General features: G+C 64.7%; 20 protein-coding genes. 2 read left to right on the forward strand and 18 right to left on the reverse strand.

Features of this window, described 5'->3' with window-relative positions:
- Positions 1 to 6: 6 nt before the first annotated feature.
- From tssE to tssB, 4 genes are read right to left on the reverse strand one after another with little or no spacing between them, the layout of a single operon-like run.
- Positions 7 to 507 carry a type VI secretion system baseplate subunit TssE gene (gene tssE, locus FHS47_RS07205; protein ID WP_167024988.1) on the reverse strand — a complete coding sequence of 167 codons (501 nt, stop codon included), beginning with the start codon at positions 505 to 507 and terminating at the stop codon, positions 7 to 9.
- A 10-nt stretch (positions 508 to 517) separates the two neighbouring features.
- The gene (locus tag FHS47_RS07210) at positions 518 to 1,021 is read right to left on the reverse strand and encodes a type VI secretion system tube protein Hcp (RefSeq protein WP_167024991.1); all 504 of its coding nucleotides are present in this window, start codon (positions 1,019 to 1,021) and stop codon (positions 518 to 520) included.
- 36 nt (positions 1,022 to 1,057) lie between these two features.
- Positions 1,058 to 2,551: a type VI secretion system contractile sheath large subunit gene (gene tssC / locus FHS47_RS07215; RefSeq protein WP_167024994.1), complete on the reverse strand. Its 1,494-nt coding sequence runs from the start codon at positions 2,549 to 2,551 to the stop codon at positions 1,058 to 1,060.
- A gap of 3 nt (positions 2,552 to 2,554) precedes the next feature.
- The gene (gene tssB / locus FHS47_RS07220) at positions 2,555 to 3,070 is read right to left on the reverse strand and encodes a type VI secretion system contractile sheath small subunit (protein WP_167024997.1); all 516 of its coding nucleotides are present in this window, start codon (positions 3,068 to 3,070) and stop codon (positions 2,555 to 2,557) included.
- Between the two features lie 404 nt (positions 3,071 to 3,474).
- Between tssB and FHS47_RS07225 the strand changes: the two genes are divergently transcribed.
- Entirely contained in the window at positions 3,475 to 6,306 is a 2,832-nt protein-coding gene (locus tag FHS47_RS07225; protein WP_167025000.1) for a TonB-dependent receptor, read from the forward strand.
- 42 nt (positions 6,307 to 6,348) lie between these two features.
- On the opposite strand, the gene FHS47_RS07230 is transcribed toward FHS47_RS07225, so the two are convergent.
- The 12 genes from FHS47_RS07230 to FHS47_RS07285 form a co-directional block, all read right to left on the reverse strand.
- Positions 6,349 to 6,654 (reverse strand): hypothetical protein, encoded by a 306-nt coding sequence (locus tag FHS47_RS07230; RefSeq protein WP_167025003.1) that lies wholly within the window; start codon positions 6,652 to 6,654, stop codon positions 6,349 to 6,351.
- Positions 6,655 to 6,778: 124 nt separating this feature from the next.
- Positions 6,779 to 8,005, reverse strand: a complete 1,227-nt coding sequence (locus FHS47_RS07235) for a HAMP domain-containing sensor histidine kinase (RefSeq protein WP_208381833.1) — start codon at positions 8,003 to 8,005, stop codon at positions 6,779 to 6,781.
- An 89-nt stretch (positions 8,006 to 8,094) separates the two neighbouring features.
- Positions 8,095 to 8,769: a response regulator transcription factor gene (locus FHS47_RS07240; protein WP_167025009.1), complete on the reverse strand. Its 675-nt coding sequence runs from the start codon at positions 8,767 to 8,769 to the stop codon at positions 8,095 to 8,097.
- Positions 8,770 to 8,819: 50 nt separating this feature from the next.
- Positions 8,820 to 11,831 carry a sensor histidine kinase gene (locus tag FHS47_RS07245; protein WP_167025012.1) on the reverse strand — a complete coding sequence of 1,004 codons (3,012 nt, stop codon included), beginning with the start codon at positions 11,829 to 11,831 and terminating at the stop codon, positions 8,820 to 8,822.
- A 92-nt stretch (positions 11,832 to 11,923) separates the two neighbouring features.
- Complete coding sequence (locus FHS47_RS07250) at positions 11,924 to 13,345, reverse strand: alginate export family protein (protein ID WP_208381835.1); 1,422 nt, start codon at positions 13,343 to 13,345, stop codon at positions 11,924 to 11,926.
- A complete protein-coding gene (locus FHS47_RS07255) occupies positions 13,342 to 14,214 on the reverse strand; it encodes a glyoxalase (protein WP_167025015.1) in 873 nt (290 codons plus the stop codon). Before FHS47_RS07255 ends, FHS47_RS07250 begins: the two co-directional genes overlap by 4 nt.
- A gap of 16 nt (positions 14,215 to 14,230) precedes the next feature.
- A complete protein-coding gene (locus FHS47_RS07260) occupies positions 14,231 to 15,850 on the reverse strand; it encodes an MFS transporter (RefSeq protein WP_167025018.1) in 1,620 nt (539 codons plus the stop codon).
- On the reverse strand, positions 15,840 to 16,262 hold the full coding sequence (locus FHS47_RS07265; protein WP_208381836.1) for a DoxX family protein: 423 nt from the start codon (positions 16,260 to 16,262) through the stop codon (positions 15,840 to 15,842). The genes FHS47_RS07260 and FHS47_RS07265 overlap by 11 nt, the downstream gene beginning before the upstream one ends.
- Complete coding sequence (locus FHS47_RS07270; protein WP_167025021.1) at positions 16,247 to 18,133, reverse strand: amidohydrolase; 1,887 nt, start codon at positions 18,131 to 18,133, stop codon at positions 16,247 to 16,249. Before FHS47_RS07270 ends, FHS47_RS07265 begins: the two co-directional genes overlap by 16 nt.
- 16 nt (positions 18,134 to 18,149) lie before the next feature.
- Positions 18,150 to 18,392 carry a DUF1427 family protein gene (locus FHS47_RS07275; protein WP_167025025.1) on the reverse strand — a complete coding sequence of 81 codons (243 nt, stop codon included), beginning with the start codon at positions 18,390 to 18,392 and terminating at the stop codon, positions 18,150 to 18,152.
- Positions 18,393 to 18,396: 4 nt separating this feature from the next.
- Complete coding sequence (locus FHS47_RS07280) at positions 18,397 to 19,053, reverse strand: hydrolase (RefSeq protein WP_208381837.1); 657 nt, start codon at positions 19,051 to 19,053, stop codon at positions 18,397 to 18,399.
- 127 nt (positions 19,054 to 19,180) lie between these two features.
- Positions 19,181 to 19,714 (reverse strand): AraC family transcriptional regulator, encoded by a 534-nt coding sequence (locus FHS47_RS07285; RefSeq protein WP_167025028.1) that lies wholly within the window; start codon positions 19,712 to 19,714, stop codon positions 19,181 to 19,183.
- A 178-nt stretch (positions 19,715 to 19,892) separates the two neighbouring features.
- Here FHS47_RS07285 and FHS47_RS07290 point away from each other — a divergent pair, with 178 nt between their 5' ends.
- Positions 19,893 to 20,516, forward strand: a complete 624-nt coding sequence (locus FHS47_RS07290) for a response regulator transcription factor (RefSeq protein WP_167025031.1) — start codon at positions 19,893 to 19,895, stop codon at positions 20,514 to 20,516.
- A gap of 1 nt (position 20,517) precedes the next feature.
- Here the strand turns inward: FHS47_RS07290 and FHS47_RS07295 are convergent, their stop codons facing one another.
- Together FHS47_RS07295 and FHS47_RS07300 are read right to left on the reverse strand one after the other, a co-directional pair.
- Entirely contained in the window at positions 20,518 to 21,459 is a 942-nt protein-coding gene (locus FHS47_RS07295) for an MBL fold metallo-hydrolase (protein WP_167025033.1), read from the reverse strand.
- Positions 21,456 to 22,319, reverse strand: a complete 864-nt coding sequence (locus FHS47_RS07300; RefSeq protein ID WP_167025036.1) for an alpha/beta hydrolase — start codon at positions 22,317 to 22,319, stop codon at positions 21,456 to 21,458. The genes FHS47_RS07295 and FHS47_RS07300 overlap by 4 nt, the downstream gene beginning before the upstream one ends.
- Positions 22,320 to 22,423 lie beyond the last annotated feature (104 nt).

A 22,423-nucleotide genomic window follows, 5' to 3' on the forward strand; every position in this document is an offset into this window, starting at 1 on the left:
GTCTCGTCAGCCGAGGCTCTCGACGACGCTGAAACGTGCCGTCTGCAGGTCCACCTCGGTTTTAAGGTAGAGATTGATCGGAATGGGCTGCGCCCACATGGTCGACTCGATGCGGAACGACATCGTCAGGCTGTCCATGCGCGACGTATCGACATCCACCTCGACCCGCAGCGAATCGGCGTCCAGTCGCGGCTCGAAGCGGACGATGGCCGCCCGCAGACCCTGGCGGAACGCATCGATATCGAGGCCGTGCACTACTACCCCGGCGATATCCGGAATGCCGTAGGCGACAACGGCGTCCTCGACATGGCGCGGCACGCCTCCCGCCAGCCACGCGGGACGGATGGTGTTGAACAGCCATCCGAGGTCGCGCGTGATGTACTCGCGAAGCCGGCTTGCCGTGATGACACGCTCGTCGCGCGACTCCTGCGCGACGTGCGGTGCGTCGTCGCGCAGGCGGTCCAGCAGGCTCGGCTGCAGGCGTTCCTGGGTACTGAGGCCGGCCACGCGGAAGGCCTCAGGTGCCCTTGACTTCCTGCATGTTGTACGTGAAGTCCTTCACGCCACCCGACGCCTTGCCCTTGTCGTCCTGCGGCTGGAAGGCGTACTTGAACTTGCCGAAGTGCAGCGTGATGTTTTCCGTCAGGCGCTCGTCGCTGCCGGATCCACCCGTCGACACCGAGGTGATCATGACGCCCTCGCTGAGTTCGATGGTAAGGAAATCCGTCTGCTCGCCGGTTGCATTCGTGACGTAGAGCGTTGCCGTTTCCATGCGCGCACCCGTGCAACAGGCGTTGATCAACGCGTTGGAGCACGAATCGACAAACTTGGTGATGTTGATGTCGTGCACGTTGGCCTTGCCGCCGGAGGCGTATCCGGCGCCCGTGTGCAGGTTGCCGGTATTGCTGGCGCCCCACGACCACGCAATGATGGGCACTTCATTCTTGTGTTTGGCGTGGTTGGAGGCGCCCTCGATCTTGACCTGACCGGGGCCGAACTTCAGATGCATGTCGAATGCCATGGAACGATTCCTTCAGAATGGGGGAATGGGGGCGAATCAGGCAGCCTTGCCCGAAGGCAGGCGCGCGACCAGACGCAGCGAAACGGTCAGGCCTTCGAGCTGGTAGTGCGGCTTGAGGTAGAACTTCGAGGTGTAATACCCCGGGTTGCCTTCCACCTCCTCGACCACGACCTGCGCAGCGGCAAGGGGCTTGCGCGCCTTGCTTTCCTCGCTCGAGTTCTGCGGATCGCCGTCGACGTAGTTGAGAATCCAATTGCTCAGCCAGCTCTCCATCTGCTCGCGCGAGGAGAATGAACCCACCTTGTCGCGCACGATGCACTTGAGGTAATGCGCAAAGCGCGAGCACGCGAACATGTACGGCAACCGTGCGCTGAGCGCGGCATTCGCGGTGGCGTCGGGGTCGTCGTACTCTTCCGGGCTGGCGAGCGACTGGGCGCCGATGAATGCCGCGATGTCCGAGTTCTTGCGGTGAACCAGCGGCATCAGGCCCATCTTGTCGAGTTCGGCCGAACGGCGGTCCGTGATCGCGATCTCCGTCGGGCACTTCATGTCCACGCCGCCGTCGTCGGTCGGGAAGGCGTGCACGGGCAGGTTCTCGACCGCACCGCCCGATTCGACGCCGCGGATGCGCGTGCACCAGCCGTACTGCTTGAACGAGCGGTTGATGTTCACGCCGAGCGCGTAAGCGGCACTCTGCCAGGTGTACTTGGCCGAATCCGCACCTGAGGTGTCTTCCTCGAAGTCGAACTCTTCCACCGGGTCGGTCTTGGCGCCGTACGGCAGGCGCGCCAGCGTGCGCGGCATGGCCAGTGCGACGTACTTCGCATCCTCGGTCGCGCGCAGCGACCGCCATGCGGCGTATTCCGGCGTCGAGTAGATCTTCGCCAGGTCCCTCGGATTGGCCAGTTCGTTCCAGTCGTCCATGCCGAGCAGCCCCGGCGCGGCAGCCGCCACAAACGGTGCGTGCGACGCCGCAGCGATCTGTGCCATGCCGCGCAGCAGTTCCACGTCCTGCGGGCTATGGTCGAAGTAGTAGTCGCCGATGAGACAGCCGTAGGGCTCGCCGCCGAGCTGGCCGTACTCTTCTTCGTAGATCTTCTTGAAGATCGGACTTTGGTCCCACGCGGCGCCCTTGTAGCGCTTGAGGGTGCGGCCCAACTCGCTCTTCGAGAGATTCATGACGCGAATCTTCAGCTGCGCATCCGTCTCGGTGTTGCTTACCAGGTGGTGCAAACCACGCCACGCGCCTTCGACCTGCTGGAACGCGGGATGGTGCATCACCAGGTTGATCTGCTCGGATAGCTTGCGGTCGATCTCCGCGATGTAGGCGCTGATCGTCTGGCTGAGGTCGTCGGAAACGATCTCGGCGCGTTCGAGCACCTGGCCCGCGAGCGTACGCACGGCGGATTCCACTTCCGCGCGCGCGCGGTCGCTACGGGGACGGAACTCCTTGGTCAGCAGCGCCGCGAATTCGCCGGCCTCGCGGGTTTCCGTGGTTGTCTGCACGGCATCGGTCAAAGAAGTGGCCATCGGTCAGTCGTCCTTTGCGTCCGGAGCGGAGGGGTGCGGCGCAGCCACGATGGAAGCGAGCAGCACCGGATCCTTGATCGCCTCGGCGATCAGCTTCTCGGCACCGGCCTTCCCGTCGAGATAGGTGCTCAGGTTCGCAAGCTGCATGCGCGCCTCAAGCAACCTGGCCAGCGGTTCGATGCCGCGCGCGACCGCAGCCGGAGAAAAGTCGTCCATCTGGCGGAACGACAGGTCGACCGCGAGCTGGCCTTCGCCCGTGAGGGTGTTGGGGATCTGGAAGGAAATGGCCGGCGCGATGGCGGCCATGCGGGCGTCGAAATTTTCTACGTCGAACTCCACGGCCTTGCGCTCGTCGACACCCGGAAGCTCGTCGCGATTCGTGCCGGAAAGGTCGGCCATCACACCCATGGTGAACGGGATGGAGACCTTCTTCTGAGCGCCGTACAGCTCAACGTCGTACTCGATCTGGACGCGGGGCGCGCGATTACGCGCGATGAACTTCTGACTGCTGTTCGCCATCGTAATTTCCTACTGTGTCGATAGACATGCTCAATCTATTGAGTGCTTTTATTTCACCCAATCAATCGAGCGGCTATTCTTCACGGTATGGCGCCCGGGCAGAAATCCTTTTTTTTAAATAGGACGCATCAGCAGGCGTGATGGAATAAATCGCGAGTTCGCAATTTCATGCCGTCGTGAGCATTGCGGCGTAACTCATTGCGACTTGTCTCATTTTTTTCGTAACCCCCTTTTCGCTGCCGTGACAGTGGCGTTATGTTCGCGTTACGCCGTCGTGTCCTCAGGGGAATAGACGGCTGGGTCTCCCTGCCCTCCCCACCATCCCCCACTGGCCGGTTGCCTTCCCCAGGCGCCGTCCGTCCCGAAGTTGCGTTTCGCCGTGAGGCGAAGCGTGGAGGTCCAGCATGAATACGAGTTACTTCCGGGGCGCCCACAAGCGCACTGCCCTTGTCGTTGCGTTGAGCGCTTGCCTGCTCTCGGTCGCCGCCCACGCGCAGGATGCGCCGCCCGACGCCGCCAAGTCACAAAATCTCGAGACTGTCATGGTCACCGGTTCGCGCATCCGCTCGGTCGACGTCGAAACATCGCAGCCGATCTACACGATGGACCAGAAGGCCATCCAGGCCACCGGCCTGACCAACGTCAACGACGTGCTCGCACGCTTGCCCTCCACCGGCACACCCGACATCAGCAACCAGAATCCGCTCGCCAACGGCGACGGCGTCGGCGGCAGCTACGTGAACATTCGCAACCTCGGTTCCAAGCGCACCCTGGTGCTGGTGAACGGCCGACGCTGGAGTACCAACCTTTCGGGCCTCACCGATATCTCGACGATTCCGGTCTCGATCATCGAGCGCATCGACGTCCTGAAGGACGGCGCCTCGTCGATCTACGGCTCCGACGCCATCGGCGGGGTCGTCAACATCGTCACCAAGCAGAAGTTCGACGGCGCCGAAGCCAACGTGTACTACGGCACCAACGGCAAGCACGACGGCGACCAGAAGAACTACGAGTTCACCTGGGGCCACAGCACCAAGAACAACTCGATCATCCTGGCCGCCACTCAGCAGGAAACCGATCCGCTTATGAGCAACACCCGTTCGCTGACGCGTTACCCGCAGGGCCCGCGCCACCCGAACGACCGCCTCGGCCTCACCAACGAAGGCAACATCTTCGCGCCGGACGGCACCAGTTACGTGCTGCGCCCGGGTGGCAACGCCGCCAACCTGGCTGACTACGACCAGCGCGACGCCAACGGCTACAACACGCAGGCCGACTCCACCTTCCGCGCCGGCACCAAGCTGCGCAACCTGTTCCTCACCGACCGCTACAACCTGACCGATAACATCACCCTGCACGGCACGGCCAGCTACAGCGTGCGCGATTCGTCGACGGTGGTCGCCGGCTACCCGTTCAGCACGTCGTCCACCGGTCTGCAGCTGTCGGGCCAGAACGCCTATAACCCCTTCCCGGGGCAGGACGTCGACTTTGCCCGTCGCATCACCGAAGAGCCGCGCAACTCGTTCAACAAGGACCGCATGGCCCACATCGACGTGGGTGCCGAAGGCTACTTCACGTTCATCAATCACGACTGGAACTGGGACGCGACCTACACCTATTCGCAGTCGAAGGTGAAGCAGGTCTACAACGGCAATGTGTACCTGCCGAACGCGCAGAAGGCCCTCGGTCCTACCGCGCTGGTCGACGGCCAGGTCGTGTGCGCCAACGCCGCCGACCGCGCGGCCGGCTGCCTGCCGTGGAACATCGCCGGCGGCCCGGCCGCCATGAGCCCGGCCCTGTGGCAGTACCTCGGCTACCTCGCCACCGACCGTGCCACGCAGAAGACCAACGACTTCAGCGCCAACGTGGGCGGTGGCCTGTTCGACCTGCCGGGCGGCACGGTGAGCATCGCGGGCGGCGTCGAGCATCGCAAGGAAGAAGGCAGCTTCACGCCGGACGCCGCCGATGTCCTCGGCCTGACGACCAATCCCGCCAGCCAGCCGACGAACGGCAGCTACATCGTGAACGAGGCCTACCTCGAACTCGACGTGCCGCTGCTGCGTGACCTGCCCGGCGCGAAGGAACTCGGGTTGAATGCCGCCAGCCGCTACTCGCACTACAGCAACTTCGGCAGCACCACCAACAACAAGTACAGCTTCCGCTACCGCCCGATCGACGACCTGCTCATCCGCGGCACCTATGCGCAGGGCTTCCGCGCACCCAGCATCCAGGATCTTTTCCAGGGCACGGCGCAGACCTTCGACAACTACATCGATCCGTGCGACGCGGTGTACGGTTCGGCCCAGGCGAAGTCCACCTGTGCCGCCCTGGGCGTGCCGGCCAACTTCCGTCAGGTGAACCAGAACGGCCAGCCGATCACCAGCGCCAACGGCGATTCGGGCCAGGTGCCGTTCCTCCAGGGCGGCAGCACCCAGGTCAAGCCGGAGAAGTCGATCACCCGCACGGCGGGCCTCGTGTACAGCCCGCACTACGTGCAGGGCCTGGACTTCACGCTGGACTATTACAAGGTCCAGGTCAGCAACGCGATCACCAACCTGACCGCGAACGGCGTGCTGAACTTCTGCTACATCCAGAACATTTCCTCGTTCTGCAACAACGTGACGCGTGACGCCACCGGCACCATCACCAGCCTGCTGGAAACGCCGGCCAACGTCGGCACGATCCAGACCCAGGGCTACGACTTCGGCGTCCATTACCGCCTGCCGGAAACCCCGATCGGTACCTTCTCCATCGCGTCCGACAGCACCTACCTGAAGCAGTACGACGAGACGGCAGGCCCCGGCGCCGCGGTGCGTCATCTGGTCGGTTACCAGGTCAACCAGGCCGTGGCCACCAATGCGTCCGCCGGCGAGTTCCGTGTGCGCTCCAACCTGGCGCTGAACTGGGAATACAAATCGTTCGGTGCGAGCTGGACGATGCGTTACTTCTCCGGCCTGAAGGACATCTGCGTCGACAGCTTCGAGTGCTCCAACCCGAACGAGGTCAACAACGACACCGGCACGCTGGGTGTGGCCAGGAAGGGATCGGTCACCTTCAACGACGCGCAGTTCCGCTACAGCGCACCGTGGCAGGGTACCTTCACCGTGGGCATCAACAACGTGTTCAAGCGCAAGGGTCCGCTCTACTACGACTCGGCCACCGCGGGCGTACCGCCTTACAACTCGGCGTTCGACGTGGATCGCTTCTTCTACGTCAGCTACGACCAGAAGTTCTGATGCGGGCGGATGCCGCGGCCCTCATGGGCCGCGGCATCCGGATCACGGACACCATTGTGGCCGCTCGCCCCGTTTACGCGCCTTTTCCGCTTCGCGGTTGCAGCGCATCCTCCGTACCGTCTCCACGTTGTTCCGTGCAGCTTCCGCGTTGTTCCGTTGCTGCTCGGACGCGTTGAGCACCGCGTCGTCTCGCCGGCGCTGCTGTTCGAGCATGCACCGCGTGTACTCCCGGCCGTGAGTCGCACCGAAGCGCTCGCACGTCTTGCTGTCTTCCCGCTGGGCTTCGCGCCCCCAATCGGTCGCCGATGCATGGCTCGCGATGGCAGTGCCGAAAATGACGGCAAGCATCACAAAGGCGGTCCGATACCGACGGACAGGGTTTTGTCGTGTCATTTCCTGAGTCTCCATTTTCTACGCCGGGGACAGGAGAGCAGACCGGGATTGCGCGAACATGGGATGGCTTTGCCGGACATTAGCGGGAAGTGAACTCGACACGCACGATCGTTCCGCCGGCGGGCGCGCCGACGATCGACACTCGTCCGTCGTGCCTTTCGACGATCTGTTGCACGAGATTGAGCCCGAGGCCGCTCCCCGTCGAACGCGGGCGCAGGCGATGGAACGGCTCGAACACGCGCTCGCGCTCTTCGGCGGGTATGCCCGGACCATCGTCCTCCACTTCGAAGCCCGATGCCGTCACGCGCAAAATGACATGATGCCCACCGTGTTCGATGGCATTCTGGACGAGGTTTGTCATCACGCGTTCGAGAGCGCCCACATCGCCGCGTAGCGACGACATGCCTTCGATCCGAACCTCGATCGTGCGTTTCGATGCAATCAGCAGCGGGGCCAGGTCCGCCGCAACACGCCGTGCGAGTGCCCCAAGATCGACGCTTTCGAGGTTTCTTTCGTTATCCAGGCGCTGAATATCGAGCATCTGCTCGGCGAGATTACTCAATCGCGCCACGTCGCCACTCAATTTGCGCGTGGCCGGCTCGGCCGCGGTGTCCACTTTCAACCGCAGGATGGCGATGGGCGTGCGCAGTTCGTGCGCGGCGGAGGCAATGAAGCGCCTCTGTCGTTCGTAGCCCTCGTCAAGCCTTCGCAGGGCATCGTTCACGGCGCGTACCAGCGGCGCGATCTCGATGGGTACGTGTTCCTCGCTCAACCGTCGCCCACGCCGGTTTGCGTCGATTTGCTCCGCCTCCTGTGCGATGGCGGAGACACCGGCAAGTGCTTTCCGAACGATCCACGGCGTCACAAGCATCGAGATCAGCGCCAAGGCGATGAAGATGGGAATGACAATGACATTGGATGCAATAAGAACGACGAGGCTGACACCGGTGAGCTCGCCGTGCCCCAGGATCGTCAAGGTTCCGGCCGGAGCAACCTCTCGCCGGATAACCGCCGACAGGCGGTAAGGCGGAGATCGATCGCGCAGATGCGCGTAGGACAGATGGCTTAGCCGCCCTAGAAGCGAAGCATATTGAGGTGGCACGCCACCCGACGCCACATGGCGACCGGAATCGTCCTCCGCCACGAACCAGAGGTCGGGAGACTTCATGCGAAGCCTGGCCAGTTCCGGTGTTTCGCGAACCGAGAGACTCCCGTCCGGAGCACGAACGATCGCCCGCGCGATCACTGGCGTGATGGCCTCGTCGGTATAGAGGCCGCCACTGTCCATGCGAAGCGCCATCGCCATGAAGAATGTGCATGCGACAAGTAACGTCGCGAGTTGGAAGATCAGCGGCTTGAGGATCAGGGGACGTTTCAGCGAAGGCGCCCCCCGCTTCATGACAGATCCTTCAACAGATAGCCGACTCCCTTGATCGCGTGGATCTCGACCTTCGCCCCCGCATCGGCAAGCTTGCGGCGAAGACGCGAAATGTGGGAGTCCAGCGTGTTCGACTGCACCTCGTCGTCGAACCCGAAAACCGCTTGCTCGAGGGTCTCTCTCAGGATCGTTCTACCGCGACGATTCACGAGCGCTGCCAGAACGCGCAGCTCCCTGCGAGTGAGATCGATTCTGACGCCTTCGACGGAGGCCTCGTCATTCGTAACGTCGAACACAAGCTCGCCGACTTGGATTTCCTCACTGCCCAATTCCATGGGGCGCCGCCGTATGGCACGGATACGAGCAAACAGTTCGTCGATATCGAACGGCTTGGCGAGATAGTCGTCGGCTCCTCCATCGAGGCCGGCAACTCGGTCGACCACGTCGCCGCGGGCGCTCAATACAATGACCGGAAGACCCGGCCGTATGTCACGAAGTATCGGTAAAAGCGAAAGGCCGTCGCCATCCGGAAGGGTACGATCGAGCAGGACCAGATCATGGGAGCCCGACATGGCGGCTTCCTGCGCCACCGAGATGCGATCCGCCCGATCGACTATGAAGCGCTCCCGCTCCAGCGCCATGCGCAGCGCATCGGCGAATTCTTCCTCGTCCTCGACTATCAAAACTCGCACGAATGCACCTCACATCTGCATCTTCGCATGATATATGCGATGCATTGCGGCTACCTTGCGTAGCGCGACCCGTGGCGCGCCCGTGACAGAGGCACAACCAAGGTAACGGTGGTTCCACCAGACCCCGTCGCAATCGACAGCGTGCCACCGATTTCCTGGGCCCGCTCGCGCATGGTCACCATGCCCCAGTGTCCTGCGCGGCGGCCCTCGGCCGCTACGAGTTCGGGGATGCCCTGTCCGTTGTCTTTCACCTCCGCGACGAGCGTCGCCTGGCCGTATCGGAGGGTCAGCACGATATGGCTGGCCTTGGCGTGCTTGAAGGCGTTGTGGATAGCTTCCCGCAAGATGTCCAGGGCGGCGAGATGCGTCATGTCGCCGAGGGACGTTTCCTCGCCCTCGACGACCACGTCGAAGGTGGCCCCATTTGCAGAGCCATGGTCGTCGCCAATCATCCGCAGCGCATCGGACAACGGCATGCGGTAGGACGCGACGCTTCGCAACGAAATCACTCGCGCCCTTGCCTCCAGTATCAATCCCGACAGCTGCCCAGCGACGTCCTTGAAGGCGGAACGCAGCTCGTCCGGCGCGCGCCGGTCGCGCTCCCATGCGACCACCCGCAGCATGACGCCTGCCATGCCTTGCAGCATGGAGTCATGGAGTTCGCGGGCGATGCGGTCGCGCTCCCGGAGCTTTGCCTGGGTGGTCTCCTCGTCGCGGCGCCGCACGACGGCCATCCGGTAGCGATGCCCTACGACAGCGGCGGCAACCACGAGGAGCGCCATCAGCACCGCAAACCAGGCGGTTTCGAAGAAAGCGGGCCGGGAGGTCACCGTCGCGGAGAAAAGGCTGGGCGACCAGTCGCCGCTCGGGCCCCTCGCCTGGATCTCCAATCGAAGCTGCCCGGGCGGCAGGTCCGAGTAGCTCACCTTCGCTTCGTCCGCGGCATACCGCCAGGCCGTGTCGACGCCGAGCAACCGGTAGCGCAAATCCACGAAGCCCGAGTCGGTGAGCGACACGCCCACGATGTCGGCGTCCAGCGAACGCTGGCCGGGTCTCAGCTCGCCACCGGACAGCAGGGACGTGCCGTTGCCGTCGCGCATGGCCATCAATGAAGGCGTCGCGGCGATATCGCGACCGAGGTCCTCCGGACGGAAGGTAACGAGACCCGACACGCCGGCGATCCAGAGCTTGCCATCGGCAGCCTGGTGAAGCGTCGGCAAGGGACGTACTTGCTGGGCGCCACCCGGCATGCCGTCGGCGGTGGTGACGATGCGAAAAGGAAGCCCGTCCCCTGCGCCGTCCTGCGCCCTTTCGATGTCCCGGGTGGTAAGACCTATCAGGCCCTTGGCGGTGTTGAGCCAGACGTCGCCTCCGGCGGTGCGGACAATGCCGGTCACGCCTCGGAGCAGACCGTGGCGGCGCAGTTCGACTGGCCTGAAGGTGCCGTGATGCACGACGCCAAACCCGACTTCGCCGCCGACCAGGAATGGCTCGCCGGGACTGATGGCCGTGATCGCTCCTATCGATGGCACCTGGGTGATCGCTGGCGAGGATATGGATCCCGGCGCGAGCGCCGCCAGGGATCCGTCGGAAAAACCGAACCAGGTCACGCCACCTGCATCGATGGTGCCGCTCGTGGGCGACAAGGCCGGAAAACCTTCCGGTGCTCCGACATGACGCCAACCGTTGGCATCGACCAGAAATAGCCCCTTGTCCCGAAGACTCACCCAGAAGCGATCGGTGCCGGCAGGAAGCACCACCTGGGCAGGATCGGTGGTAGCGGTGGGTCCTTCGTCGGGGCGCGGCGAAAGCATCTGAAACGCCTTGCCCGATACGCGATAGAGCGCGTCGTCGCCCGCGAGGACGGCCGTCCCGTCGGGTAGCCGGGTCAGCGCGGAAACCGCCGTGTCGTTGGCGAGGATGTCGACGCGGTTTCCGTCGACGAGTCCGATCTTGTTGTAGCCGCCACGGGTGTAGGTGGTCACCAGCGTCGTTCCGTCCGTAGCTGGCAAGACACCGAACCAGCCAAGGCCCTTCTCGAAGGGGCTGATGGGTTCGGTCACCATCGGACGGAAACGGACGAGACCTTGCCGGGCGCCCACCCACAGATCGCCGGTTGCATCGAGCATCAACGAGAGCGCACTGATGTTGCCCGCAGGGATAACGGACGCCCGGGTTGGACGGCGCCCCTCGCGTATGTCCGCCAGGGCAGACTCCCGGCTCGCCGAGCAAAGCCCGTCGCAACCCTGCTGCACCGTCCAGAAGGTTCCCCGCGTGTCGAACGTCGTGATGTGATTGACGTTCACCGCGGCCGGTTGCGTGGACATGCGGATGCCGGGCACCTCCATGTACTTGCGGTACGTCACCCACAGGTGCCCCTCGGGGTCCGCCACGAGCAGTCCGCCCTTGTTCGGTTCAGCGAGTTTCGCCACCTCGACAAAGCGTTGCGCCCCGCGCGGCAACCGGTATATCGATTCGCCGGCGATCGCCAGCATGTCGCCGCTGGCGCTGCTTCGCACGGTGTCGATCGGCGCGGACGGCAGGCCCCATGCCGACGCGTCGCAGCGAACCCAGCGTCCTTCCGTCAGGACATAGAGACCGTCGTCCGCAGTGACGAACGTGCGGCCATCGGCATGGACGAAGGCGCCGCCGATGCCGCTGGTGGGCAATCCCGCAGGAATGGTAACCGTTCGGCCGTCGGCCGCCAGATGAACCTCAACGGCGTCTCCATACAGCACCCAGAGGCCGCCCTTCGGGTCCGGCGTCAGGTCCCTGACCTGACGGGACACATGGAGCGACTCCGGAGCCACGTTGAATTCGCTGAAATGGTGTCCGTCGAAACGGAACAGACCATTGTTGGTTCCCAGCCAGATCATGCCGTCGGCAGTCTGCGCCATGTTCCCGACATCCTGGGGGGCACCTTCCGAAGCACCCCAGACAGTCACCACGTATCCTGGCGCCTTTATTTCGTCCGCGAAGGCATCGCCCCAGACGAGCAGGCCCAGCACGACGCAGGCAAGCAACGCCCTCACGCCGCGCAGCCGCCGATGGACAGCCTTCATACATCAACCCCCGAAACCGAATGAATGCGGGCCTCAGGCCATACGTGCCCGGGCCGTCTTGCTTATGTCAGGAGGTTATACAGGGGCGCGCATCACCAGCCAAACAGCACCTGCACACTGCCGTAGTTGCCGTCATTCCCACCGGCATCCCTGATGGTGCGGCCCGCCCGGAAGTGATTCCCTTCGATGGAGAACGTGATGCCGGGACGCCACTTCCAGTCGACGCGCACCTGCCCGTACATTCCCGTCCACTTCGAGCCGGTGCCCGCCGTACCGGCAAGTGCATTGTTGGGCTGCACGTAGATCGCGTCAGCCGTGGTACGCCGCCACTGCAGGCCCACTGCGGCGAGAAGGGTCACGGTCGATGCCGGCTTCAACGTGATGCTCGGCTTCACGTGGACGAGGTTCGTGTAACCGGTGTAACCGGCGAGCGAGAAGTAGTAGCCATTGGGAAAGAGCGGATTGAAGGTGCCGAGACGCCCGTCGCCCGCCCGCTTGTCGCCCGAAGCGGTGTCGAACTGCAAGCCGAGCCTGGGCGCCCATGCGGTGTCCGTAAAGGTCCAGCCCGCGCGGGTGCCCACCGCCCACGCGTGGATCGTGCTGTCCCCCACCCGCCCGCGCTGCCGCATGGCTTCCAGATCCCAGTCGAGCGGGCCTTGCTTGCCGGCAAAACGCACGTCGTCGACACGGCGACGCTCGTTGCCCCTGGCATCGAGGAAGCTTGCCCGGTCGGTGTCGTACCACGCGTGGTAGTACGACAGTTCGTTCGTGCCGAAGACATGGCGCTCCACACGAACCATGTGGAAGCGATCGTCCGACCCCGACGTGTCGTCGAAGGCGTGGTCGTCGCGGTACTGCACGGGGTGGCTCAGGAAGGCGATGATGCGCCACGGCCCCCGCTCGAGGTTGGCCCAGAGCGCATCGAACGACTGGCGCACGTTGGGGCCGTCACGCAACGACACGAAGCGCTGCAGGTCGAGCGCGAAGTCCTGGCGTCCGGCACGCACACGCACCGTGCCACCGAGCGCGTCGCCCTGCCAGGCAACGAACGCAAGGCGCACGTCCGCACGGTTGCGATCGGTCGGCCCCCAGCTCGACTTCGCAAAGGGCCTGGCGTCTTCGAGTTGCACAAAAGCGAGCCAGGGGGTGCCCCAGCGCAGCCCCGCGTGCACCTGCAGGCGCTGCAGCAGGTACGTGTCGTCGTTCCGTCCGATGCCGAAGGCCGGCGCATTGTTCGTCTCTACCCTTTCACGCAGGAGCACGCCCAGTGTGAGGTAGTGGTCGCCGCCGGGGCCCAGCGGCATGTACTTCAACGCGTCGCCCGGTTTCCTCGGCACCGCCGGGTCGGCGAGCACCGACCAGTCCTCCTGCCAGCGGTTCGGCAGGACGACCGGGCGGTCGGGCGTTTTCACCATCCCGTCGTTGGTCGTGGCCTTCTCGTCTGGCACGTCCTGTGCCGATGCCGCCGTCGCGAGGAAAACCGCCGCGACAAGCGGCAGGCAGGCGCGCTTCATTTGCCGCTGTGGATTTCGGCGACGTAACCGCCCGGGAACCGGACCATGGCAGCACGGCGGCTGCCCTCGGCATGCGCGTCGACGACCACCTTGGCGCCGCTCTCCTGCGCGCGCTTGAGCGTGGCGTCGAGATCGGTGACTTCGTAACCGGTCAGCTCGGTGCCGTAGGGCCAGTCAAGATGTCCATCGGTGACAAGCACCGTGGCCTTGCCATACCCGGATTCGATGCGGATGCGGCGATACGTACCACCCTTGCGACCAAGCTCGCTCCCCGGCGCATGGCGGTCGTCGTCCACCACCTTGCCGTGCGAGAAGGTCACAAAGGCTTTCACGAAGGCATCGGCGGACTCGGCCGGCAGGTAGATGCGGTTTTCCGGCACGTGTTCGAACGCCGCGTAATTGGGCTTTTTCGTATGCCAGTACAACTGCATGTTCACGCCACCCGGCCAGGCGACGACGGCGTCGCGTCCGATCGGATCGTCGAAGGGCGCGACGAGCGTGGCGGCCCCGGCGGCGTTCGCCGCCTTCACTGCCGCGTCGAGATCGGTCACGAGGTAGCCGGTGCGCTCGAGGCCGAACGAATACGGAACCGGCGTGCGAAAGCCGAACACCGACACGGTGCCGACCGGGGTTTGCACGAGCTGCGACGAGGTGCTCGACGGTGTCGGCGTCACCGTCACCACCACCTGCTTGGTGGACTGCCCGCCGAAGGTGGCCGTGAAACTCCGCACGAACGCGTCGACGTCGCTCGGCGCAACGTACACGTGGGTCGTGTCGTATTGCGAACCCACCGCATAGTCCGGTGTGGCCGCCATGGCGGTGGATGAAACGAGGAGCGCAAGGGAAGCGATCAGGGTGTACGGGCGCATGGGATATGTCCGTTGCTCAGGAAGAAGGAAGGCCCTGCGCGATCGCGCGGGCGTTGACACCGATGAGGTGCGTGACCTTGGGCGGCTGGGCGCCCCGGTGGAAGGCGGAGGCTTCGCTCTGGATGTCCGCGCCGGCGTGACTGAAACGTTCATGCTGGCGGAGGTGCTCGGCCCACGACTCGACCATGAACCACTCCACGACGTGCTCGGGATTGCCCGAGTCCTGGGTGACGCCCCAGGCATAAGCCCCGTCGCGCAGACGCTCCATCGAGAAGCGCTCCAGCACGGCGAGGAACGCGGCAAGCCTTTCGTGTGCCACGTCGTATTCCACAAGGATGAGGACGGGGCCGCGGTCGTTCGCGACCGGTTCGGCCGTGAGCGGTTCGGCCCACTGGTGCGCCGAACTCAGGTCCAGTTCGGCCGATGGCAGCGGCATGGTGCGCATGACGAACGCCGCCACGACGAGCCCCGCGGCACTGGCCAGCAGCGTCGTGCCCACGCCCACCGCTTCGGCCAGCGTGCCCCAGCCGATGCTTCCCGCCGCCATCGCACCATTGAACACGGTGAGGTACACGGCAAGCGCCCTGCCCCGCACCCAGTTGGGCAGGATGCCTTGCGCGACCCCGTTGAAGGTGGTCAGCGACATGATCCACGCGCCACCGAGCACCAGGAGCGCGACGAACGCCACGACCTTGTCGGGGACAAGCGCCAGGACGACCATCACGAGGGCGGAGAGCAGCGACGAACCGAGCAGCAGCGCGTCGGCGCTGCATCGTGCACGCATCTTCGGCAGCAGCAGCGCGCCGACGATGGCACCGGCGCCCACGGCGCCCATCAGCACACCGTAGAACCCCGCACCGCCATGCAAGGTGCCGCGGGCCACCAGCGGCAAGAGTGCCCACACCGCGGAAGCGAACGCGAAGAACACGGCCGCCCGGATGAGGACAACGTGCAGCTCGCGGCTTGCCTTGGTGTATCGAAGACCCGCACGAAAGGCGCCGAGGAAGTTCTCCGGAAGCGCCGTGTCGCCCGTGGACTTGCGCCGCCACCAGACGAGGGCCGCGATGACGAGGAAATAACTGCAGACGTCCGTGCCATACGTGACGGCGGCGCCCATGCCGGCAAGGATCAGACCGCCTGCGGCCGGCCCGATAGCGCGTGAGATGTTGACGCCCAGGGAGTTGAGCGAGACGGCATCCTTGAGCTCGGCCCGCTCGACGAGTTCCGGCACGATGGACTGCCACGTCGGCCCGATGAGCGCCGCGCCGATGCCGCCGACGAAAGTCAGGGCAACGAGCGCCGCGATGCTCAGGTTTCCGGTGGAGGCGAGCATCATGAGCGTCGCACTCACGCAGGCAAGGAGAACCTGCACGGCGATGAGGAAACGGCGGCGGTCGAGGATGTCGGACAACACGCCCGCGGGGATGGCGAGGAGGAAGATCGGCAAGGAGCCCGCGGCCTGGATGAGCGAGACCGCGGCGGGGCCGCCACCCAGTTCCGTCACCATCCAGGAGCTGGCGATGTCGCGCATGAAAGTGCCGGTGTTACCCAGCACAGTCGCCACCCAGAGGACGGCGAAGGTCGCGTGCTTGAGCGGCCGCAGGCTGTCGGAGAGTCCCCCCGTTTCAGCGGCCATGGAGGCGCCCTCGCAGGTCGAGCCAGCCCACATACACGAACGCGCCGGCAAGGCCCAGGTGTTCGAAGAACCCGTTCATCATCATGTCGCGCCCGGGGCCCGCCGTCTCGTTCCACCAGGCATTGGCAAGGAAGTTGGCGGTGAAGGTGAACAAGGCCAGCGCGAACGCGCCCAGCCACCGCAGGTGTCCGGTGAGGACGGCGAGCGAGCACAGCAACTCGAAGACGATGACGCCACAGGCAAACAGGCGCGGCGGCGAGAGGCCGAAGTGCTGCATCTCGCCGATGGCCGAATCGAAATCGACGAGCTTGCAGATGGCGCCCTGGAGGTAGGCCGAGCATAGCGCGAGGAGCGCAAGCCACAGCACGACGTCCATGCGCAGGGAGGCCGGGCGCATCATACGGCCCAGCATGCGCAGCCCAACGCGCCCCAGAAGCTCTTGAAGTCGTCGACCGGAAGCGACGTCGCATGCGAACGGCCATGGTCATGCCCGTGCACCGAGCACCCGTGCGCACAACCACATGTACTATGCCCGCGGCGCTCGGCTCCATCCACACGCAACTGGTGCGTTGCCCAGGCGGCGTAACCGCCATAGGCATTGACCGGCGACCAGTCGGGCATCGCGGCGGGGATGTCGCTTTCGTCGAGCGAAGCGAAAGGCCCGGCGGCGTAAACCACCTTGCCGCCGACCATGGTCAGCAACGACGTCGTTCCGACGATCTCGTCTTCGGCACAGGCAAAGAAGTCCCGGTCGGGGATGATGAGGTCGGCCAGCTGTCCTTCCGCGATCCGCCCCTTCTTGCCTTCCTCGTTGGAGAACCACGTGACATTCTCGGTCCACATGCGCAGGGCCTCCTCGCGGTCGAGGCAGTTGTGCTGGGGATACAGGCGCAGCCCACCGACCGTGCGACCCGTGGTCAGCCAGGCAAGCGACACCCACGGGTTGTAAGATGCCACACGGGTGGCATCGGTACCGGCGGAAATCTTGACGCCCCGATCCAGCATCTTCCTGACCGGGGGTGTTGCCTGCGCCGCGCCGATGCCGTAACGCTCGACGAAGTACTCGCCCTGGTAGGCCATGCGATGCTGCACGGCCACGCCGCCGCCGAGGGCCGCGATCCGATCGATGGACGCGTCCGAGATGGTCTCGGCGTGGTCGAAGAACCAGTGAATCCCGTCCAGGGGAATGTCCTGGGCCACTTTCTCGAACACATCGAGCGCGCGGCTGATGGTTTCGTCGTAGGTCGCGTGCAGGCGCCAGGGCCAGCGATTCTGCGCGAGGATGCGCACCACGCCTTCGAGTTCGCCTTCCATCTCGGGCGCCATGTCCGGCCGGGGCTGGCGGAAGTCTTCGAAGTCGGCGGCCGAGAACACCAGCATCTCGCCTGCGCCGTTGTGCCGGAAATAGTCGTCGCCCTGTTGATACGTGACCGACTTCGTCCAGGCGAGGAAATCGTCCTTCTCCTGCTTGGGCTTCTGCGTGAACAGGTTATAGGCAATGCGGATGGTCAGCTGGTTCTCGTCCGCCAGCTGCTGGACGACCGCATAGTCGTCGGGCCAGTTCTGCGAACCGCCGCCGGCGTCGATGGCACCCGTGATGCCGAGGCGGTTGAGCTCGCGCATGAAGTGACGGGTGGAATTCACCTGGTATTCGAACGGCAGCTTCGGACCCTTGGCCAAGGTGGCGTAGAGGATCGACGCATTGGGTTTGGCGAGCAACAGGCCGGTCGGGGTGCCGCTCTTGTCGCGAAGGATCTCGCCCCCGGGTGGATTGGGGGTGTCCTTGGTGTAACCGCACACACGCAGCGCCGCGGCATTGAGCAGCGCGCGATCGTACAGGTGCAGGATGAACACCGGGGTGTCCGGCGCCACGGCGTTGAGCTCGTCGATCGTGGGGAGGCGCTTTTCGACGAACTGGTGTTCGGTGAAGCCGCCGACGACGCGCACCCATTGCGGCGGGGGCGTGATTTCGACCTGCCGGCGGAGCATGCGCATGGCATCGGCAAGACTCGGCACACCGTCCCAGCGCAGTTCCATGTTGAAGTTCAGTCCGCCACGAATCAGGTGGAGGTGGTTGTCGATGAGCCCCGGAAGCACCCGGCGCCCACCGACATCGACCACACGTGTCCCCGGGCCGGCCAGTGCCAGCACCTCATGGTCGTCTCCCACCTTCAGGAACCGCCCATTGTGAATGGCCACGGCACTTGCCGTCGGCCGACGACGGTCGAGGGTGGTGAACAGGCCTCGGTGCAGGACGAGGTCCGGGACGGGGACGTGCGACATGGCAAAGCTCCGAGGATCAGGCGTGGTCGTCGTTGGAACGAGGGGCGTCGCTCTTGGGAACGGCGAAGCTCTTGCTGTGCCAGAGATTGGCCCAGACGTCCGGATGTCCCTTCACGTAGGACACGGCCGCCTCACCGGCAAGCATGCCGAGCAGCCCGAGCAAGGCGATCATCGGTGGCGCCGGCGAACGCACTCCGAAGCAGCCGTAAGCGATGCCGACCACCACACCGAACGCGAGGGAGATGAGATAGGGCGACATGGTTTCAACCCGCTTCCGAGGCATGTTCGCCGAGCGCCCACTTGGAGAAGCGCACCTGGATACCGTAAGGCGTGAGGGCACGCAGGATGTCCATCACGCCCTCGTAGGTGCCCGAGCGTGCCCAGTCCTGCTGCAGCTCGAACATGAACTGGAGCGTCGTCATCGGCACCGCACCGGCCTGAACCATGCGCTGGACGGCACGCTCGTGTGCCTCGGTACTCGTGTCACCGCAGGCGTCGGTCACCACGGTGACTTCGTAGCCCTCGCGCAGCATGTCGAGCGTCGGGAAGTTCACACAGGCGCCGGTCCACAAGCCGGCGACGACGAAGCGCTTGCGACCGGTGTTCGCGACGGCCTTGCGGAAGTCCGCGTTCAGCCAGGAATTGATGGAGGTGCGATCGATGACGGGCTCGCCGGGGAAGACGTCGTCGGTCACTTCCGGCATGAAGGGACCGGAGAAGCTGTCCTTGGCGACCGTGGTGAGGATGGTCGGAACCTTGAAGAGCTTCGCGGCCCGCGCGAGGATCTGCACGTTGTCCATGATGACCTTGCGGTCGTGGCTCTGCACGCCCTGGAACATCGCGGGCTGGAAGTCGATGAGCGCAAGCGCACAATTGGCAGGCGTGATCAATTCGTTGAATGGCATGGGAAGGGGCCTCATGAATGGATCGCAGGCGGTTCCTGCGATTGCATTCACGATAGGCAGCACACCGGAAGACAAATAGAAGCTTTGGAATCCATCGTCCGCATGTTTGATAAAAACAAGCACGGACCGGCGAGCGAAGCCCTCACCTTGCGCGCGCCTTGCGATACAAGTGTGGTGTCGTTCCCATCAGCGCCTTGAAGGCTCGGGTGAAGTGCGCCTGATCGTTGAACCCACAGTCCATCGCGATGCCGGCAAGGGTGTCGGTCGTGTCGACGAGCCGCCTGCAGGCCTGCTCGATGCGCTTGCGGTGTCGCCACCGATGCGGGCTCTCGCCGAAGGTCACCTTGAACGCCCGGCTGAAGTAGCCGCGGGACAGTTGGCAGGCCGCGGCAAGTTCGGTTATCGCAAGACCGAGGTCGAGGCGGGCCAGTGCCACCTGCTCGACCGTGCGCACCTGCCACTCTGCCAGCCCCGTCGGAGCGCGGGCAGCGCGTTGCGTGGTGGCTTGCTGGTGAATCCGCAAGGCCTCCGCGATGTAGCGCGCGCAGGCGGCGCGGTCGGCCTTTTCCACGTCGGCGATCTGGCGCAGCGCCTGGCGCAGCAACTGCTGCACCTCACTCACCGGCGAAACGCGGTCGGTGGATAAGACCGACGACAACGAGGTATCGATTCGCATGGAGCCACCATCGTCACAGCTCGAAGACGATGCGGATGCTATCGGCCGCCCGCTCCGGGCAGACCCCCTGTATGGGGGGTGATTTTCCTAAGACATGATGGCCCGCTCAGGCAACAATACGACTCGGGCCAACCCGTCCTCCACGCTACGTCCAGCACCCGATTGCACGGAAACACTCATGACCCCAGCTGCCATCCGCCTCATCGTCGTCGACGACCACCCGCTGTTTCGCGCCGGTGTGGTGGCCATGCTGGCGGCCGAGCCGGACATCCTGATCGTGGGCCAGGCGGGAAGCGGGAAAGAAGGCGTGGAGATCTTCCGCGACATGCGTCCCGACGTCGCCGTCGTCGATCTGAAACTGCCAGACATGGACGGTGACGAAGTGGTAGGCGCCATGAGGAAGATCGATCCGATGGCCCGCGTCATCGTGCTCACCACCTATGGTGGAGACGCGGCGGCGCGGCGGACGCTTGCCGCAGGCGCCCAGGGCTACCTGCTCAAGACCTCCCTGGCCAACGACCTCGTCGGCGTGGTCAGGGCGGTCCACGGCGGCCAGCACCGCATCTCGGCGGAAGTGGCGAAGCGCCTGCACGAACACCGTGGTGACGAGTCGCTCACCGAGCGCGAGCTGTCCGTGCTTCGCGGGGTGGCGGCGGGACTGGAAAACAAGCAGATCGCCCAGCACCTCGGCATCGGCAGCAACACCGTGAAGGAGCACCTGTCCCATGCGATGGCCAAGCTTCGGGCCACCAACCGTGCACACGCGCTCTCCATCGCGATCGCTCGCGGTTATCTCGACTGAATCAAGGCGTCCGCGTGTAGTTGACCGGCACCCACTGGTATCCGGTTGCAGTACGCCTGACGTGTCCAAGGCCGGGAAACGACACGTGGGCTGCCGCCACCCAATAGCCTTTGCTGACGGCCTCTTCCAGAGCCCGCTTGCGCGATGCGGCAGCGGCCGCTTCGTCGTAGTCGTATCGAATGGAAGCATTGGGTTCGGCGAGCTGGACGGTTGCCACATGGACCGTATCGCCCCAGGCGAGCAGATGCTCCTGCCCGCTCGTCACGAGGTACCAGGTATGCCCCGGGGTGTGCCCCGGTGCGGGAACGGCGCGGAATCCAGGCAGCACATCGGTTTCACCCCGGAATGTCACCACTCGCCCGGCCTTCCGGTACGGCGCGAGCGAATCCATCGCGCCCGGGAACATGGGCAGCAGGATTTTCTGGACCTTGCCCTCGTTCGCCGGATTGAGCCAGAAGTCGGCGTCGTCCCCGTTGACGTGAACCACGGCGTTGGGAAAGAGCATCGTGCCATTGCGGATGAGGCCACCGACGTGGTCACGGTGCAGGTGCGTCAGGAGGACGTCGGTGACATCCTCGGGGCGGTATCCCGCCGCGAGCAGCGCTGTGGGTAGGAAACCGCCGTCCCCGGCATAGAGGGGACCGGCACCCGTGTCGATGAGCGCAAGACGGTCAGGTGTCTTGACGAGGAAGGCGTTGATGGAGCCCTGGACCGGTGAGGCCAGAAAATCGGCCTTGAGTAGCCCGTCCACCTTTGCACGATCGATGTGCGTGAGCAGTTCGTCGGCCGCGAACGGATGGGTGCCATCGAGAAGCGCCGTGACCTCGTCGGCCCCGAGCCGCAGCCGGTAGAAGCCGGGGCCTTGCGGGCCGACCCGCACATCGTCGGCACCAGCACTCCCGATGGCGACAAGGAGTGCCAGCAACAGGCAGAGCCGCTTCATGCCGCACCTCCGGTCCAGCCGTCGAGGAAGTCCAGCAGTAACCCGTTGACGATCTCCGGCTGCTCTTCCTGGGGAAGGTGGCCGCACTCGGCGATGGGCTCGGCGCGAAGGTGGGTTGCCATGCCCTTCCACACCGCGGCCATGTCGAAGGTGCCCCCGACCGCCTCGAAGTCCGCGCCCCAGATGGCCATCGTCGGGCATGCAATCAACGTGTCGGCGTCCTGCTCGTCCTGCAGCACGTCCTCGGGCGCCGCCCGGTAGTCCGCCATCGCACCGCGCACGGCGCCGGGCTCCCGGTACGCCGACACATAGGCGTCGAAGTCCGCACCCGCGATGGTGTGCGGGTCGTAGCACCAGTCGGTGAAAAAGTGACGAAGCCATACGTCTTCCCGCCCTGCGATGAGCGCCTCGGGCAGGTCGAGCACCTGGTGGAACGTGAAGAACCAGTACGCCTTCGCCACCTTCGCATTCATTGAATGGGCGACGATGCGGGTGGGCACGTTGTCCATCACAACGACCCGGTCCAGGCGGTGCGGATGATCCTTGGCGAATCGTGTCGCGACCCGTGCGCCGCGGTCGTGCCCGACGAGGGCGATGCGGTCGATGCCGAGGTGATCGAGGAGCGCGAGAAGGTCCCGCGCCATGTTCCGCTTGTCGTAGCCGGTTGCAGGCTTGTCGGTCTTTCCGTAGCCGCGAAGGTCCGGCGCGATCACACGGTATTTGCCCGCCAACACGGGAACCTGGTATCGCCAGGCGTAGTTCGTCTCGGGAAAGCCGTGCAGAAGGACAACCGGTGCACCTTCACCCGCGTCGAGATAATGCTGGCGGATGCCGTTGGCCCTGACGGTGTGATGTTTCATGGCTCATCAACTGCGGCGGAAGGAGATCGCAGCGTATCGATGCGCAGCGCGTGCAAATAGCATGATTGGACCGCACCTTGATGGGTTGTGAGACGCGTGCTTAG

This window comes from Luteibacter sp. SG786, assembly GCF_011759605.1.
Taxonomy (GTDB): domain Bacteria; phylum Pseudomonadota; class Gammaproteobacteria; order Xanthomonadales; family Rhodanobacteraceae; genus Luteibacter.